We start from the raw sequence: 15,766 nt of genomic DNA, 5'->3' as shown, positions 1-15,766 counted from the left end.
CCCCTCGACCGGCTGTAACAGGGGCACCGTCGGAGGGTTTACAACCCGGAATATCCAGGGGTATACCTGACTTATATAGACCATAGTCAGACAACAGGAGGCCGCAATGAGTTCGATCGTCGACGCTGTCATCGTCGGGGCAGTCAGGACCCCGATCGGTAAGGGCAAATCAAACGGTGCGCTCCACGGCGTGCATCCGGTGGACATGTTGGCCCACAGCCTCACGTCCCTGGTGGAACAGACCGGCATCGATCCGGCCCTGATCGACGACGTGATCACCGGAAACGTCACACAGGCCGACGAGCAGGGCCAGAACATCAGCCGCAATGCGGTGCTCGCCGCGGGCTTCCCCGAGACCGTTCCGGCCACCACCGTGAACCGCCAATGCGGGTCGAGCCAGCAGGCCATCTCCTTCGCAGCACAGGCCGTGATGTCTGGTGTGCAGGACATCGTGGTCGCCGCGGGCGTGGAGTCGATGAGCCGCGTACCGATGTTGTCCGATGTCCGAGACGGGGCAAACCCATTCGGTGAAGCGCTCTTGCGCCGCTACCCAGAAGGGTTCATCCCCCAGGGGTACAGCGCAGAACTGATCGCGGCGGACTGGGGTTTCTCGCGCACCGAGCTCGACGAGTTCTCGATCGCCAGCCACGAGAAGGCCGCCGAGGCCACCAAGGCCGGCCGATTCGAGCGAGAGATCGCTCCCCTCGCGGGCGTGTCGACCGACGAGATGATCCGCCCCGGCGGCACCGTCGAGCAATTGGCCGGACTCAAGGCCGCGTTCTACAACCCGGCCATGAAAGAACGGTTCCCGCAGATCGACTGGCGGATCACGGCGGCGAACTCGAGCCCACTCTCCGATGGCAGCGCCGCGGTACTGATCATGAGCAGCGCCAAGGCCAAGGAGCTGGGCCTGCGGCCGCTGGCCCGATTGCACAGCTTCTCCGTGGTGGGCTCCGACCCGATCTACATGCTCACGGGTGTCATACCAGCGACGCAGAAGGTCCTCGAGAGAGCGGGTCTGCAGATCTCGGACATCGATCTGTTCGAGGTCAACGAAGCCTTCGCACCTGTGGTGCTGGCCTGGGCCAAGGACACGGGGGCCGATCTCGGCAAGACCAACGTCAACGGCGGCGCGATCGCACTCGGCCATCCCCTCGGGGCCAGCGGAGCACGCATCATGACCACCCTGGTCAACGCCCTCGAGCAGACCGGCGGCCGCTACGGACTGCAGACGATGTGTGAGGCCGGTGGGCTCGCCAACGCAACGATCATCGAACGGCTCTGAACTCGGTTGTCCACCATCAACGCATGACGCGCCACCCCCACCCGGGTTGCGCGTCTTTGCGCAACTGGACCGTGCGGGTGACCCGCGCACTACCCTGGGACGGGTGTCCGATGATGTTGTCCTGGCCGTCGACTTCGGTGGAACGAAGGTCGAAGCCGCGTGGGTCGATTCCTCCGGGCAGGTGTTCGAGGCGGGACGCAATCGCGCACCCACCGGGCCCGATGCCACCAGCTCCGAACTCGAACAAAGCGTTGTGCGCGTCGTCGACACTGCACTCGCGCAGATTCCGGCGGGTACACGGGTGGTCGGCGTGGGCATTGCCGCCGCAGGGCCCGTCGACGAGGACAACGGAACCGTCTCCCCCATCAACCTGCCCCGATGGCGTCGTCATCCACTTCGACAACTGATCAGCGATCGTCTCCCGGATCCGCTGCGCGACATCCCCGTTCACCTGCATCGCGACGGCGTGGCGATCGTATTGGCCGCGCAGTGGCTCGGCAACGCGATCGGTGCCCGCAATCTGATGGGCATGGTGCTCTCCACCGGTATCGGTGGGGGTTTCATCGTCGACGGTCGGGTGCTCGCCGGCAACAGCGGCCACATCGGACAGATTCAGGTGTCAGGGTTCACGGGCGAGGTCAGCATCGGCAGCCGGACAACCCTCGAGTCGGTGGCATCCGGACCCCATGCGGTGGCGTGGGCCCGCGCTCAGGGGTGGACCGGCAAGTCGGGAGAAGACCTTGCCGCGTCATACCGCGACGGCGACGACATCGCCTACAGCGCGGTGCTCCGGGTATCAGAGGCTGTGGGCCAGGCGATCTGCAGTGCCGCGGCGCTGGTCGAGCTCGATACCGTGGCCATCGGCGGCGGATTCTCGCGAGTGACTCCCGATCTGCTGCCGCTGATCCAATCTGTGATCAATCGCCATCCGCTGCAATACATCTCGAGGGTCAAGATCCTGGACGCCGGGCTGCCGGACGACGCGCCGCTCGCCGGGGCAGCGGCGCTGATCTACCGACGCGACATGGTCGGACTTCCCTGAACCCGGCGGATCAACCTGCCAGCGACCGACTGATCACCAGCCGCTGAATCTGGTTGGTGCCCTCGAAGATCTGTGTGATCTTGGCCTCGCGCATCAACCGTTCGACCCGGAAGTCCTTGGTATAGCCATAGCCGCCGAACACCTGAACGGCATCGGTGGTCACCTTCATCGCCGCATCGGTGGCGACCAGCTTGGCCACCGATGCGTTGCGCGAGTATGGCAACCCGGCGTCGCGGCGCCGCGCTGCATCAAGGTATGTCGCCCGGGCCGAGTCGACCGCTGCAGCCATGTCTGCCAGGAGGAACCCGAGCCCTTGGTGGTCGATGATCTTCTTGCCGAATGTCTTTCGTTCTTTCGCGTACGCCACCGCCTCGTCAAGCGCCGCCTGAGCGATTCCGACCGCCACCGCAGCGATACCCAACCGTCCGGAATCGAGTGCACTGAAGGCGATCTGCAGCCCCTGGCCCTCCGCGCCGATGCGCCGTTCCTCCGGGATGAAAGCGGAATCGTAGTGTGCCGAGGTGGTCGGAACGGCCGAGAGGCCCATCTTCTCTTCAGGTTTGCCGAAGGTCAGTCCGTCGGTGCCGTCCGGGACGAGGAAGCACGAGATTCCTTTGGACCCCTCGCCGGTACGCGCGAAGAGGTTGTAGAAGTCGGCGATCCCACCGTGTGTGATCCACGCCTTCGCGCCGGTGACCCGGTAGCCCCCGTCAGCGACCACCGCCTTGCAGTTGAGCGCTGCCGCATCTGATCCGGCCTGCGGCTCCGACAGGCTGTACGCCCCGATCTGATCGCCGCTGAGCATTCCCGGCAGCCAACGTTTCTTCTGCTCGTCGGTTCCGAACGCCATCATGGGATGACAGGCCAGCGAGTGCACGCTCACCGCAACGGCAACTGCCGCCCATCTGGCGGCGATCTCCTCGAGCACCTGCAGGTAGACCTCGTACGGCTGGCCACCACCACCCCACTCCTCGGGGTACGGAAGGCTCAGCAGCCCGGTCTGCCCCAGCACCGTGAATGCCTCAGCCGGGTACTTCTCGGCCTTCTCGTACTCATCGGCGATCGGCTTGAGGGTCTTGTCGGCGACATCTCCTGCCAATTGCACGAGGTCGCGGGCTTCGTCGGTGGGCAGCAGCCGGTCCACGGGCATGGGTGTCTCCTTGGTCGGACGGGGGCGACAGTACTGGAAGCCGCACTGTAGTACTGCTGACAGTACTAGATTCACTTCGCCAGTACTATCGACGCATGGCCACTCCCGCTGCGCCGACCCACGCCACCGCCCGCCGGGCCGAGTTGTTCGACGAACTGGCGGCACTGTTCCTCGCCGACGGTTTCGCGCATCTCACGCTGGACCAGATCGCCGCGCAACTACGCTGCTCCAAATCCACCCTCTACACACTCGCGGGCAGCAAGGACGATCTGGTGCGAGCGGTCACCGTCGACTTCTTCCGGTCGGCCACGGCCGAGGTGGAACAAGCACTGGTCGGCATCACCGGCACCAAGGCGCGGTTGACCGCGTACCTCACCGCCGTGGGAGCGGCGCTCAGCCGCGCGAGTGAGACCTTCATGGAAGATCTCGCCGCCTTCGCGCCGGCTCGAGAACTGTACGAGCAGAACACGCGTGCCGCCGCGGGCCGAGTCCGCGAACTCATCAACGAAGGGGTTGCCACCGGGGACGTACGTGATGTGCACGCCGACTTCGTCGCCGATGTCGCCACCTCGGCGATGGTTCGAATCCAGCAGCGGGGCGTGAAAGCTGCTGTCGGGCTTGATGATTCTCAGGCGTACCTCGAACTCGCCCACCTCCTGACCGAGGGAATCGGGCGTTGATCTGCGCTGGCGCTGATCAGACGGTGGCGTCGTGGTGGGCGATGGTGAACGCAGCCAGCACAACCGCGATCACCACTCCGACCGCAGTGTCCAGCACCCGGTCGACGGCGACCTCGGGCGCAAGTCCGGCGCCGAGAGCGGTCAGCATCAGCGCCATCGGCGTGACCAGTAGCGAACACAGTGCGTAATTGACGGTGACCAGTGTCTCGGCGAGCACTTGCAGAACGGCGATGAGAACAACCGCGCCCCAGTAGCCGATCGGCAGTGCCAGCAATCCAGCGGCGATCGCAGCGCCCCCGACGTTCCCGAGCAGTCGCTGGACTCCCCTGGTGACGGTCAGGTGGTAGTTGACGCCCTGCAGCGTGGCAACGGCACCCATGGCCGCCCACATCGGATGCTGCAGACCGGCCGCCGCGACGATGCCGGCCGCGACACCGCCGGCCACGACGATCCGAAGCGACCGCGACAGCAGCTCCGTGTCCCCGATCCGATTCAACTCCTGAACCAGGGAGGCGCGAGCGGGTGACGGGTGGGGCTGTGGACGTTCACGCCGAACCCACATCACAAGCCACGGCGCAAGCGAGGCGACCACGCCCACCACCGCGCCGATCACCGCGGCGGTCGACGCTTTCCAGACGTCGTCGGCGCTGTCGGCAAAATCTGCGGCGCCTGCCGCAGCGAAGACCATCACGACCGGGCCGGGGCCGACCACCCGTAACGCTCCCAGTATCAGCGCGGCGAAACCTGCGGCGAGTGCGATGGCCACCACCTCTCCGGCGAGAGATACCCCCGCTGCCCCCAGCGCCGCACCGAATGCGACGTACCCGGTGACCATCACCCCCGTCACCACCAGTCGGGGCAGACGAAGCCGAAAAGGATCGGGGCGACAGAAGGCCGAGGTGAGGGCACCCAGCGCGGCGAATCCCGCGACGTCTCGGTGGCCCGTGAGCCCACCGACAACCAGCACCAAGGCCACCGCCAGTCCCACCCGGACTGCCGAAGCAATCGCAGTGTTGCCGGTCTCGACGGTGACCACGGCGGACCGCCAGGTCTGCGGATCAACCGAGTGCAGCAGCGCCGACCTGCTCCGGTGGACACGGTCGATGACGGGAACGGTAAGAGGCACCAAAGTAATTTATCACTATTTTACTAGTGAACTAAATACCTGGGGCCGATAAGCTGTGCCGGTGGTCGAAGAGAATGAGCCGTCGGACGTCGTCGAGCGGGTTCGGCAGGAATGGGCCAGGACATATCCCGATCTCGACACCGAACCCGTGGAAGTGATCGGACGGATCAACCGGATCTCGTCGGTCCTCGCCCACCAACTCGACCGCGATCTGGACGCCCATGCCATCACCCGGTCGGAGTTCGACATCCTGGGCGCACTGGCCCGCGCCAACCGCCCGCTGCGTGCCAGCGAGGTGGTGTCGACGACAAAGCTCAGCGGCGCATCCATCACCAAACTCACCGAGCGCCTCGCCGAGCTCGGTCTACTGGCGCGCAGGAAATCCGACCGTGACGGCCGGGTGGTGTTGCTGGAGCTGACCGACACCGGCCGAGAATTGGTCCACGCCCAGTTCCCAAGGCGACTGGCCCGAGACACCGCGGTGCTCGCCGGACTCACCGCGAAAGAGCGCGCCACTCTTGTTCAGCTGCTGCGCAAGGTGTCGCGCGCCATGCCGGACTGACCCGCCGCAGTTCGCATTCTCAGAGCAGGTCGAGCAGCCGATCCAGAAACGGGCGTTGCCCCTTGAGCAATTTCACGCGCGCGGTCTCCACGTCGAACCAGGCAACCCGGTCGACTTCGGGAAACGACTTCATCGTCCCCGACCGCGGCGGCCATTCCATCTCGAACTCGTTGCTCACCGCGCCGGTGATGTCGAGGTCGGCCCCGATCGCAAACGCGGTGACAATCTTTCCACCCGACTGTTTGATCACCCCGAGTTCTGCGACCTCACCGCCGGGTACGTCCAGACCGAGCTCTTCGCGGAACTCCCGGCGAGCGGCGTCCAGGGGCTCTTCGTCCTCGGTGTACTCCCCTTTCGGGATGGACCACGCCGCTTCGTCTTTGCGGGCCCAGAACGGACCACCAGGGTGCGCGATCAGCACCTCGGTGCGTCCATCACGACTGCGGTACAGCATGATCCCGGCACTGAGCTTCGGCACTCGGATCCCTTCACGGTGTTCGTTCGGACGTCAGAGCACCAGGCTAGCCCGCGACACCTCGGACGCCATGAACCCCAGAAGCGCCCCGCGCCGATCGGGTCTACCGTGAAATGACCCGTCCAATCCAGTCTTCGATCTCCAATCGGGAGTGCCTATATGACCAGCAACACCACAGCCGCACAGCAATCCGGACAATTCGCCATCGGCGGATCCTTGAATGTCAACAGACTCGGCTACGGAACGATGCAGTTGACCGGGCCCGGCGTGTGGGGACCGCCCGCGAACCCCGAAGAAGCCGTGAAGGTGTTGCGTCGAGCCGTGGATCTAGGGGTCAACCTCATCGACACCGCCGACTCCTACGGCCCGGCGATCGCGGAACCGCTGATCAAGGAAGCCCTCCACCCCTATGCCGATGACCTCGTCATCGCGACCAAGGCAGGCCTGACGCGCAGCGGTCCGGGTGACTGGCGGCCGGTCGGCAGGCCCGAATACCTACGCCAGCAGGCCGAGATGAGTCTGCGCATCCTCGACATCGAGCGGATCCCTCTGTTCCAGCTGCACCGCATCGATCCGAAGGTCGATCTCGCCGACCAGATCGGCGAACTGAAGCTGCTGCAGGAGGAGGGCAAGATCAATCAGATCGGCCTCTCCGAGATCAACGTCGACCAGTTGATCGAGGCACAGAAGATCGCCGAGATCGCCACCGTGCAGAACCTGTACAACCTCGCCAACCGCAGTGCGCAACCGCTCCTCGACCACTGCACCGCCGAGAACATCGGCTTCATCCCCTGGTTCCCGCTCGCCACCGGCGAACTCGCCGGCCCCGGCAGCAAGCTCGCCGCCATCGCCGAACAGAAGCAAGCCACCCCCTCGCAGCTCGCGCTCGCCTGGTTGCTCGCGAAATCGCCTGTGATACTGCCCATTCCGGGGACGTCCAGCGTCGACCACCTGGAAGACAACATGGCCGCGGCCGGTATCGAGTTGTCCGAGGACGACATCAATGCACTCACCGCCGCTGTCGAGGAGTAAGCGGACCGGGTAACGACGCCGGACAGCACACCAGCCGATTTTGACCGGCCGCTCGCCGTCAGCCGACCAACGCGTCGGCGACGGTGAGTGCGGCGTCGAGGATCTCCAGGCCTTCGGCGACCTCGGCCGGGCTCACCGTGCACGGGGGCACCATGTGCAGGCGGTTGAAGTTGGCAAACGGCAATAGCCCACCCTTCTTGCACGCGCCTATGACGTCGTTCATGGCTGCGCTGGTGGAACCATACGGCGCCAACGGTTCTCGGGTGCCCTGGTCTTTGACCAGCTCCACCGCCCAGAAAACGCCGATCCCACGCACCTCTCCGACGCTGCGATGTCGTGCCGCCAGCTCGGCGAGCCCGGGCCCGAGGACGTCGCGTCCGATGGCCGCTGCATTCTCGACGATGCCTTCCTCGGTCATCGCGTTGATGGTCGCGACCGCAGCCGCTGTCGCCAACGGGTGGCCGGAATAGGTCAACCCGCCCGGGTACACACGGTCGGCGAACGTCTCGGCGATCGCACCGCTGATCGCGACACCGCCGAGCGGCACGTACCCCGAGTTCACTCCTTTGGCGAACGTGATGAGGTCGGGTACCACTCCGGAGTGGTTGATGGAGAACCACTCCCCCGTCCGACCGAACCCCGCCATCACCTCGTCCGCGATCATCACGATGCCGAACCGGTCGCAGAGTTCACGCACACCGGCCAGGTACCCCGGCGGTGGGACCATGATCCCCGCGGTTCCGGGCACCGGTTCGAGGACGATCGCGGCGATGGTCTGTGGACCCTCCATGGAGATGACGGCCTCGAGGTGTTCGAGCGCGCGCTCACACTCCTGCTGCTCGTCGACCGAGTGGAACTGCGTGCGGTACAGGAACGGGCCGAAGAAGTGGACCACTCCCGCGGCGCCGTAGTCGTTCGGCCAGCGACGTGGGTCGCCGGTCATGTTGATCGCGGTGTCGGTGCCACCGTGATAGGACCGGAAGCGGGTCAGCACCTTGCGCCGTCCAGTGTGCAGTCGCGCCATCCGCACCGCATGTTCGACGGCATCCGCGCCGCCGTTCGTGAAGAAGATGCGGTCGAGGTCACCGGGGGTGCGTTCGGCGATCAGGCGTGCAGCTTCGGACCGTGCCACGTTGACGTGCTGGGGTGCGATGGTGCAGAGCGTCCGTGCTTGTTCGGCGATGGCCTCGACCACTCTCGGATGCTGGTGTCCCACATTGGTGTTCACCATCTGCGAGGAGAAGTCCAACAGCCGGTTGCCATCGCCGTCCCAGATGTGTGAACCCGACGCCGCGAGGATCGTCATCGGTGAGATCTGGGCCTGCGCCGACCATGAGTGGAAGACGTGGGCGCGGTCGAGTTCGTGGGCGCGGCGGCCGGCCTCGCGGGCCTCGTCGAATGTGTCTCGGCCCCCGAACGGTGTGTTCTCGAATGTATCGGTCACAGTTTGCCTTCCACCATCCGCGCCACGGTCTCGGTCAGCACGTCGACCCCCGCGGTGAGATCGCCGTCGTGCGTGAATTCGTTCTCGGCGTGGGATACCCCGTCGACGCTCGGGATGAACAACATCACGGTGGGAACCATGTCCTTCATGTTGGTCGAGTCGTGGCCTGCACGGGTGCGCACCTGCATGTGGCTGTGCCCCAGGGCATCGATCACGTCTTCGGCCAGCGCCACGCCCTCGGGCTGATAGGTATGGCCTTTCCAGGTGTGTGCAAATCGTCGCTCGATCTTGACGTCGGCGGCCACCTCGATCTCGGCGAACGCCCGGGTCAACTTGGCGTCGGCCTCCTCGAGCAACTCATCGGACGGCGACCGCAGGTCGAGATGCATGTCCACCTCGCGGGCGACCACCACCGGCGAGTTGGGGTACACGGTCAGCTGACCACAGGACGTGTGCAGGTCATCACCGTACTCATCGGCGAGTTCGCGCAGTGCCACAACCACTTTCGCTGCTCCGTACAGGGCATCCTGACGGTCGGCGATGGCGGTGGCCCCGGTATGGGATTGAGCGCCCAGCACCGAGATCTCGTATTTGTTGGCTCCCCAGGTGGAGGGCACCACACCCATCAGCACACCGGCCTTGTCCAGCTCGCGGCCCTGCTCGATGTGGATCTCGGCGTACGACGCGACAGCGCGGCCGCCGGCGGTGTGGTGGTCACCGACGGTGAAGACGTCGCTGTCGCCGAGCATGTCCCACGCGCCCAACGCCTGCGCCACGGTGGTCCCGTCGGCGTCGGTGGTGTCGAGGGCAGCCTGCAGGGCGATCTTCCCGGTGAAGACGCCACTGCCCTGCATCGACGGCTTGAAACGGGAGCCCTCCTCGTTGAACCAGTTGATCACCGCCAGGTTGTACAAGGCTCGCTCCGGATGGTCGGTGTAGTGACGGCGCAGCCTGTCCATCGCGTGGGCGGCGGCCAGCACACCGTACGCACCGTCGAAGCGTCCGCCGCGTGGCTGACTGTCCAGATGCGAACCCGCGAGCACGTAGGGCGCCCCCGGTACGAGTTCGTAGAGGCCGAACATGTTGCCGACGCGGTCATAGAGAACGGTGAACCCACGATCGGTGAGCCACCGGCCAAGCCAGCGCCGGTTGTCGGCATCGGCAGCTGTCGCGGCCTGACGTTCGACACCGCCTGCCGTGGTGGCACCGAAGGTCGACATGGTGGCGAAGTCGTCGAGGAAGGCGGTGTCGGACGCCGGCGTCGGTTCGACCCGAACGGACCCCGAGGCGTGCGATTCGGAAGATGTCATGACGGTCCTTTCTGGTGCGCGCCGGTCATGACCGCGCAGCGACTGTGGGCGCGAGGGCGGGAATGATCGTCTCGCCGTACGCGTCGAGTGTGGAGTCCTTACCGTCGTGCTGGAGGTAGACGGCGAACTGGTCGACGCCGAGGGCGTGCAGTTCCTCCAGTCGCTCGACGTGACGCTCCGGTGGACCGAGGATGCAGAACCGATCGATAATCTCGTCGGGCACAAATGCGGTGTGGCTGTTGCCCACTCGGCCGTGTTCGTTGTAGTCGTAACCCTGCCGGTTCTTGATGTAGTCGGTGAGGGCCGACGGTACCTGCGCACCGTCACCGCCGTATTTGTCGACGAGGTCTGCGACGTGGTTGCCCACCATTCCGCCGAACCAGCGGCATTGATCGCGTTGGTGGTCCAAATCGTCTCCGACGTACGCCGGGGCGGCAACCACGATCGATACCGCCGCGGGATCACGCCCCGCCGCCTCGGCTGCTTGCTTCACCCGTTCCACCGTCCATCGGACGATGGCGGGATCGGCGAGTTGCAGGATGAACCCGTCGGCGACCTGACCGATCATCTCGAGCGCCTTCGGTCCGTACCCGGCGCCGTACACGTCGAGACGCGATTTGCCCGCCCAAGGGAAGCGCACGGACGTGCCGTTGATCGTGGCACTACGCCCGTTGCCGAGTTCCTTGATGACATCGATGCTTTCGCGCAAAGTCGCCAGTGTGGATGGCTTGCCCGAGAGCACCCGCACGGCCGAGTCGCCCCGGCCGATACCGCACACTGTGCGATTTCCGAACATCGAGTTGAGCGTGGCGAACGTCGAGGCGGTCACCGTTGCGTCCCGCGTGAGCGGATTGGTGACCATCGGACCGACGATCACATTGCGGGTGGCCGCAAGGATCTGGCTGTAGATCACGTTCGGCTCCTGCCACAACACGTGGGAGTCGAAGGTCCACACGTGGCTGAAACCACGGTTTTCGGCCGAGACGGCCAGTTCGACCACCCGCGATGCCGGCGGATTGCATTGCATGACAACACCGAAATCCATGCGGTGTCTCCAATCGTTGAGTGCGGTGGTTGACCGTTACCGGGACCGCTGTCGGAAAATGCCGGTGGAGCCGCCGTGTCAGAGCAGGTTCTGCGACAGCTCGCGGCGGACGAACCGCCCGTCTGACCTGGCACCGAGGTAGCTACCGTGATCGACGATGACCTTGCCCCGGGAGAGCACCGTCTGCACGGCGCCGTCGATCTCGAAACCCTCCCAGGCCGAGTAGTCCATGTTCATGTGGTGCGTTTTGCCCAGACCGATGCTCGTGTGACCTGCCGGGTCATAGATCACCACGTCGGCATCGGCTCCCGGGGAGATCACTCCCTTGCGGGGGTACATCCCGAACATGCGGGCCGGCGTGGTGGCACACACCTCCACCCACCGCTCCAGGCTGATGCGTCCGTCGACCACACCCTGGTACATGAGGTCGAGCCGGTGTTCGACACCGCCGATTCCGTTGGGGATCTTCGAGAAGTCGGAGATTCCGAGCTCCTTCTGGTCCACCATGCAGAACGGACAGTGGTCGGTCGCGACACCGGACACATCGCCGGTCCGGATGAACTTCCACAGCTCGTCTTGATGACCCTCGGCACGTGAGCGCAGCGGCGTCGAACACACCCACTTCGCACCCTCGAAGCCCGCGGCGCCGAGTTGTTCCTCCAGCGAGAGGTACAGGTATTGCGGGCATGTCTCGGCGAACACGTTGGCGCCCTTGCCACGTGCGGTCGCGATCTGCTCGAGTGCTTGCCGGGCGGACACGTGCACCACGTAGAGCGGCGCTCCGGTGACATCGGCGAGCATGATGGCCCGGTGCGTGGCCTCTTCCTCGAGCTGCCACGGCCGTGAGACGCCGTGGAAGTACGGGGAGGTCTCTCCACGCTTGAGGTGCTGGGCCACCAATTCGTCGATGGCGATGCCGTTCTCGGCGTGCATCATCATCAGTGCGCCGGTGTCGGCGGACTTCTGCATCGCCCGCAGGATCTGGCCGTCATCGGAGTAGTAGACGCCCGGGTACGCCATGAACAATTTGAAGCTGGTAACCCCTTCGGCCACCAGTTCGCTCATCGCCGAGAGGGATTCGTCGTTGACATCGCCGATGATCTGATGGAACCCGTAATCGATCGCGCAGTTGCCCGCCGCTTTGTCATGCCACGCGCCGAGGGTGTCCTGCAAGCGCTCCCCGGGTGTCTGGATGGCGAAGTCGACGATGGTGGTGGTGCCACCGAAAGCCGCTGCACGGGTACCTGTTTCGAAGGTGTCCGACGCGGTGGTGCCACCGAATGGCATCTGCATATGGGTGTGCGCGTCCACACCGCCGGGGATGACGTACTTGCCGGTGGCGTCGATGACGGTGTCAGCGGTGGCGGAGAGATCGGCGCCCAGCGCAGTGGCGCCCGGTTCGACGAGCGCGACGATCGTCTCGCCGTCGATCAACACATCGATGAGTTGTCTGCCGGTCGAGGACACCACCGTGCCGCCGCGGATGAGTGTGATCGCCATCAGATCTCCTGCTTCTCCGCGCTGTGCGGACGTTCGGGATCGGTGGGCCCGGTTGTGGCAGGCACTCGTTCGTCCACCACCACGGTGCCACGCCACTGTCCGACCAGACGCATCACATGGTAGATCACCACCGCTGAAATGGCGCCCAAAGCGATGCCACCGAAACTCAGATCACCGATCTTCCACGAGAAGTCGGCGATGCCGATGACTAGCGCGATTGCTGCGGTGAATTGATTGATGGGCTTGGAGAAGTCCACCTTGTTGGTGACCCAGATGTGGACGCCGAGGATACCGACGAGGCCATACAGCGCGGTGGTCACACCGCCGAGAACACCCGGCGGAATGGACGCGATGACCGCACCCACCTTCGGCGAGAGGCCGAGCAGGATGGCTGCGGCTCCTGCCACCCAGTAGGCCGCGGTGGAATACACCTTGGTTGCGGCCATGACGCCGATGTTCTCGGCGTACGTCGTGGTGGCAGAACCACCACCGCTACCGGCCAGCACGGTCGCGAGGCCATCGGCCGCCAGCGCCCGCCCGATCCGGTGGTCGTTGTTGATGCCGGTCATGGTGTTGATGGATTTGACGTGCCCGATGTTCTCGACGACCAGAACGAGCACCACCGGGATGAACATCGGCAGTACCGAAAGGTGGAAGGTGGGTGCGGTGAAGTCGGGCAGACCGAACCAATCCGCCTGACCGATGGGATCGGTGTCGACCTTGTCGCGCGCCAGGGCGATGAAGTAACCGATCACCACGCTGGTGAAGATCGCCAGTCGACCGAGCAATCCCCGAAAGAGCACCAACGACAACAGCAGCAGCACAAGCACGATGAAGGCGGTGATGGCGTCTTCTTCGAAGTTGGTCTTGGCTGTGGGAGCCAGGTTGAAACCGACCAGTGCCACGATCGCGCCAGTCACCACCGGGGGCATCAACGCTTCGATCCAGCCGATGCCGACGAAGTGGACCACCACACCGATGATCATCAGCAACGCACCGACCACAACGATTCCGCCGAGTGCACCGGACGGGCCGTGTGAGGCGCCGGCCGCGATCGTGGGGGCGATGATCGCGAAGCTCGAACCCAGGTAGCTGGGTAGCCGGTTACGCGTGATGATGAGGAAGAGGATGGTCCCGATACCGGAGAACAGCAGCGTGGTGGCCGGCGGGAAACCGGTGAGGACCGGGACCAGGAATGTCGCGCCGAACATCGCGACCACGTGCTGTAGTCCGATGCCGACGGTGCGCGGCCAGCTGAGGCGTTCGTGGGGCGCCACGACGGCGTCACCGGTTTTGAGTTGCCAGTCGAATATGGACATGCGGGCTTCCTTTCGGCGCAGAGAAGTCCTGCGCCCGTGCGGATCTGATGATTCGACGGCACTGTCGAGGTGGGGCGGGATGGAGAGAACGTCAGGAAGGCTGTTCGAGCGTCAGGTGGTTGAGCCGAAAGGCGTTGCCGTCGGGGTCGAGCAGTACTGATTGCCACGCCCCGTAGTACGTCCGGTCAGGCTTTTTCACGCAGGTTGCCCCGGCCGCCGTTGCGGCCGCGGTGACGGCGTCGACCTCGGCATCGGTGGGTAGTTCGAACGTCAGAAAGCTGCTCACCCCGTCCTGATCATGTTTCGGGGCAACGAGATTGAGCATCGAATAGGCAGTCGGGGCACTGAAACCCAGGATGGTGCCGCCGATGCGCAGTCCCCGGAAGTGCTCCGAGCGCAGCTCGAGTACCTCGTCGAGTCCGAGCAGCTCGCGGTAGAAGGTGCTGAGCTTCTCGATGTCCGCGCTGAACACACTGGCAAACGACAGGCTGGTTGTCGTCATTGTCGGGGCCTTTCGATCAGAGGTCGATCACCAGTCGATCCGAGAGGGATCGGCTGACGCAGAGGATGATTCGCTTGCCTGCGGCTTTTGCCCGCTCGGACAGAACGGTGTCGCGGTGGTCAGGGGTGCCTTCGAGCACCGTGGCCACGCATGCACCGCACTCGCCTTGGAGACAGTTGAACTCGGCGGTGGGCACCACGTCGCGGACCGCGGCCAACGCGGACCGGTCGGCCGGTACCGTCACCACCCGTCCGGTGCGCCGCAGCTCGATCTCGAAGCTCGAGCCCGACATCAGCGAGGCGTGAGGGCGATCGTCTTGGCAAACTTTTCGGTGAGGTGGTCACCGGAGCTGATCGGCCGGTACTTCGGCTCCTCCCCCGGCGCGAGGCAGGTGGGCAGGCATTCGATCATCGCGTCGTAGTTCGGCTGGTGGAAGAACACCAGGGACATCCGGCGGGTGTCGCCGGTCGCGTCGGGCCGCGGCGTGCGCACGCGGTGCCGGGTGGACGTCCACTGGTCGTTGGTCCACTGCGCCATCAGGTCTCCGATGTTGACCACCAGTGCGCCCGGGACAACCGGCACCGGGATCCAGTCCCCGTCCATGGTGAACACCTCGAGTCCACCGGGCGCCTCTTCTTGCCTGACGATGGTCAGACTGCCGTAGTCGGTGTGGGCGCCTGCGCGCATCTGACCCGGCTGGGGCGGTGTGGTCATGTGCGGGTAGTTGATGGCCCGGAGCATGCTGATGTCCTTGTCGATGGTGTCGACGAAGTAGTCGGGGTCGAGTCCGAGTCCGCGGGCGAAGGCACTCATCAGGTTGCGGGAGAGGTCGTTCATCGCGCGAAAGTACGTGCTCCAGGCTTGTTCCATCTCCGCCGGACGCTGCGGCCACTGGTTGGGCAGGAAGTGCGGACCTGCGTTCTCCACCGAGAAGTAGGGGTTGTCGCGATCGAAGTCGACTGGGCCCACGTCGAACTTCTCGTGCAGGTCACGCGGCTGGTGGACATCCTCGCTGTAGGAGAACGCCTGCTCCCCGATGGACGAGTAACCGCGCACGGTGTCCGGGCTCGGCTGCGCGACATGCCGCTTCTCGGCTTCGGGCAGCGAGAAGAACTCGTCGGACGTGCGGTACATGTCGGCGATCACCTGGGCGTCGATTCCGTGGTTGGTGATCTGGAAGAACCCGATCTCCCGGCATGCATGGTCGAGTTCGGCCGCCACCGCGGCCTTGGCGTTGTCGTCGTCTCCGTGCAGTGCGGAAATGTCGATCACCGGTACTACAGACATCTGCAGG

16 protein-coding genes are annotated in these 15,766 nt (G+C 64.9%); 5 read left to right on the top strand and 11 right to left on the bottom strand.

Annotation, left to right across the window (positions count from 1 at the left end; all coding sequences use genetic code 11):
- The first annotated feature begins 106 nt into the window (after positions 1-106).
- Both ACVWY6_RS11140 and ACVWY6_RS11135 read left to right on the top strand, forming a co-directional pair.
- Positions 107-1,285: a thiolase family protein gene (locus ACVWY6_RS11140; RefSeq protein WP_457538024.1), complete on the top strand. Its 1,179-nt coding sequence runs from the start codon at positions 107-109 to the stop codon at positions 1,283-1,285.
- A 103-nt stretch (positions 1,286-1,388) separates the two neighbouring features.
- A complete protein-coding gene (locus ACVWY6_RS11135) occupies positions 1,389-2,327 on the top strand; it encodes an ROK family protein (RefSeq protein WP_457538022.1) in 939 nt (312 codons plus the stop codon).
- Between the two features lie 10 nt (positions 2,328-2,337).
- On the opposite strand, the gene ACVWY6_RS11130 is transcribed toward ACVWY6_RS11135, so the two are convergent.
- A complete protein-coding gene (locus tag ACVWY6_RS11130) occupies positions 2,338-3,477 on the bottom strand; it encodes an acyl-CoA dehydrogenase family protein (protein WP_457538020.1) in 1,140 nt (379 codons plus the stop codon).
- A 95-nt stretch (positions 3,478-3,572) separates the two neighbouring features.
- Between ACVWY6_RS11130 and ACVWY6_RS11125 the strand changes: the two genes are divergently transcribed.
- Positions 3,573-4,157 carry a TetR/AcrR family transcriptional regulator gene (locus ACVWY6_RS11125; protein WP_116915980.1) on the top strand — a complete coding sequence of 195 codons (585 nt, stop codon included), beginning with the start codon at positions 3,573-3,575 and terminating at the stop codon, positions 4,155-4,157.
- Between the two features lie 16 nt (positions 4,158-4,173).
- Here ACVWY6_RS11125 and ACVWY6_RS11120 read toward each other — a convergent pair whose 3' ends face one another.
- The gene (locus ACVWY6_RS11120) at positions 4,174-5,283 is read right to left on the bottom strand and encodes an FUSC family protein (protein WP_023962587.1); all 1,110 of its coding nucleotides are present in this window, start codon (positions 5,281-5,283) and stop codon (positions 4,174-4,176) included.
- A gap of 61 nt (positions 5,284-5,344) precedes the next feature.
- Between ACVWY6_RS11120 and ACVWY6_RS11115 the strand changes: the two genes are divergently transcribed.
- Positions 5,345-5,845 (top strand): MarR family winged helix-turn-helix transcriptional regulator, encoded by a 501-nt coding sequence (locus ACVWY6_RS11115; protein ID WP_457538018.1) that lies wholly within the window; start codon positions 5,345-5,347, stop codon positions 5,843-5,845.
- 19 nt (positions 5,846-5,864) lie between these two features.
- Here the strand turns inward: ACVWY6_RS11115 and ACVWY6_RS11110 are convergent, their stop codons facing one another.
- Complete coding sequence (locus ACVWY6_RS11110; RefSeq protein ID WP_457538017.1) at positions 5,865-6,323, bottom strand: NUDIX domain-containing protein; 459 nt, start codon at positions 6,321-6,323, stop codon at positions 5,865-5,867.
- Between the two features lie 156 nt (positions 6,324-6,479).
- On the opposite strand from ACVWY6_RS11110, the gene ACVWY6_RS11105 reads away from it, so the two are divergent.
- Positions 6,480-7,352 (top strand): aldo/keto reductase, encoded by an 873-nt coding sequence (locus tag ACVWY6_RS11105; RefSeq protein ID WP_457538015.1) that lies wholly within the window; start codon positions 6,480-6,482, stop codon positions 7,350-7,352.
- Between the two features lie 58 nt (positions 7,353-7,410).
- On the opposite strand, the gene ACVWY6_RS11100 is transcribed toward ACVWY6_RS11105, so the two are convergent.
- The 8 genes from ACVWY6_RS11100 to ACVWY6_RS11065 all read right to left on the bottom strand — a co-directional run bounded on the left by ACVWY6_RS11100 (position 7,411) and on the right by ACVWY6_RS11065 (position 15,759).
- Positions 7,411-8,796, bottom strand: a complete 1,386-nt coding sequence (locus ACVWY6_RS11100) for an aminotransferase class III-fold pyridoxal phosphate-dependent enzyme (protein ID WP_457538014.1) — start codon at positions 8,794-8,796, stop codon at positions 7,411-7,413.
- Complete coding sequence (locus ACVWY6_RS11095; RefSeq protein ID WP_457538012.1) at positions 8,793-10,106, bottom strand: M20 family metallo-hydrolase; 1,314 nt, start codon at positions 10,104-10,106, stop codon at positions 8,793-8,795. Before ACVWY6_RS11095 ends, ACVWY6_RS11100 begins: the two co-directional genes overlap by 4 nt.
- Before the next feature lie 25 nt (positions 10,107-10,131).
- Positions 10,132-11,151 (bottom strand): TIGR03842 family LLM class F420-dependent oxidoreductase, encoded by a 1,020-nt coding sequence (locus tag ACVWY6_RS11090; protein WP_030170222.1) that lies wholly within the window; start codon positions 11,149-11,151, stop codon positions 10,132-10,134.
- Between the two features lie 78 nt (positions 11,152-11,229).
- Positions 11,230-12,651, bottom strand: a complete 1,422-nt coding sequence (gene hydA / locus ACVWY6_RS11085) for a dihydropyrimidinase (RefSeq protein WP_457538010.1) — start codon at positions 12,649-12,651, stop codon at positions 11,230-11,232.
- Positions 12,651-13,970, bottom strand: coding sequence for a uracil-xanthine permease family protein (locus ACVWY6_RS11080; protein ID WP_023962574.1), 1,320 nt, complete (start codon positions 13,968-13,970; stop codon positions 12,651-12,653). The genes hydA and ACVWY6_RS11080 overlap by 1 nt, the downstream gene beginning before the upstream one ends.
- 91 nt (positions 13,971-14,061) lie before the next feature.
- On the bottom strand, positions 14,062-14,472 hold the full coding sequence (locus ACVWY6_RS11075; protein ID WP_457538008.1) for a VOC family protein: 411 nt from the start codon (positions 14,470-14,472) through the stop codon (positions 14,062-14,064).
- A gap of 16 nt (positions 14,473-14,488) precedes the next feature.
- Positions 14,489-14,764: a 2Fe-2S iron-sulfur cluster-binding protein gene (locus tag ACVWY6_RS11070; RefSeq protein ID WP_457538006.1), complete on the bottom strand. Its 276-nt coding sequence runs from the start codon at positions 14,762-14,764 to the stop codon at positions 14,489-14,491.
- Positions 14,764-15,759 carry an isopenicillin N synthase family dioxygenase gene (locus tag ACVWY6_RS11065; protein ID WP_038254560.1) on the bottom strand — a complete coding sequence of 332 codons (996 nt, stop codon included), beginning with the start codon at positions 15,757-15,759 and terminating at the stop codon, positions 14,764-14,766. Before ACVWY6_RS11065 ends, ACVWY6_RS11070 begins: the two co-directional genes overlap by 1 nt.
- Positions 15,760-15,766: the final 7 nt, after the last annotated feature.

It is taken from the genome of Williamsia sp. R60 (assembly GCF_054063855.1).
The sequence above is the reverse complement of the archived record's forward strand: the minus strand, read 5'-3'. Positions and strand labels throughout refer to the sequence as shown.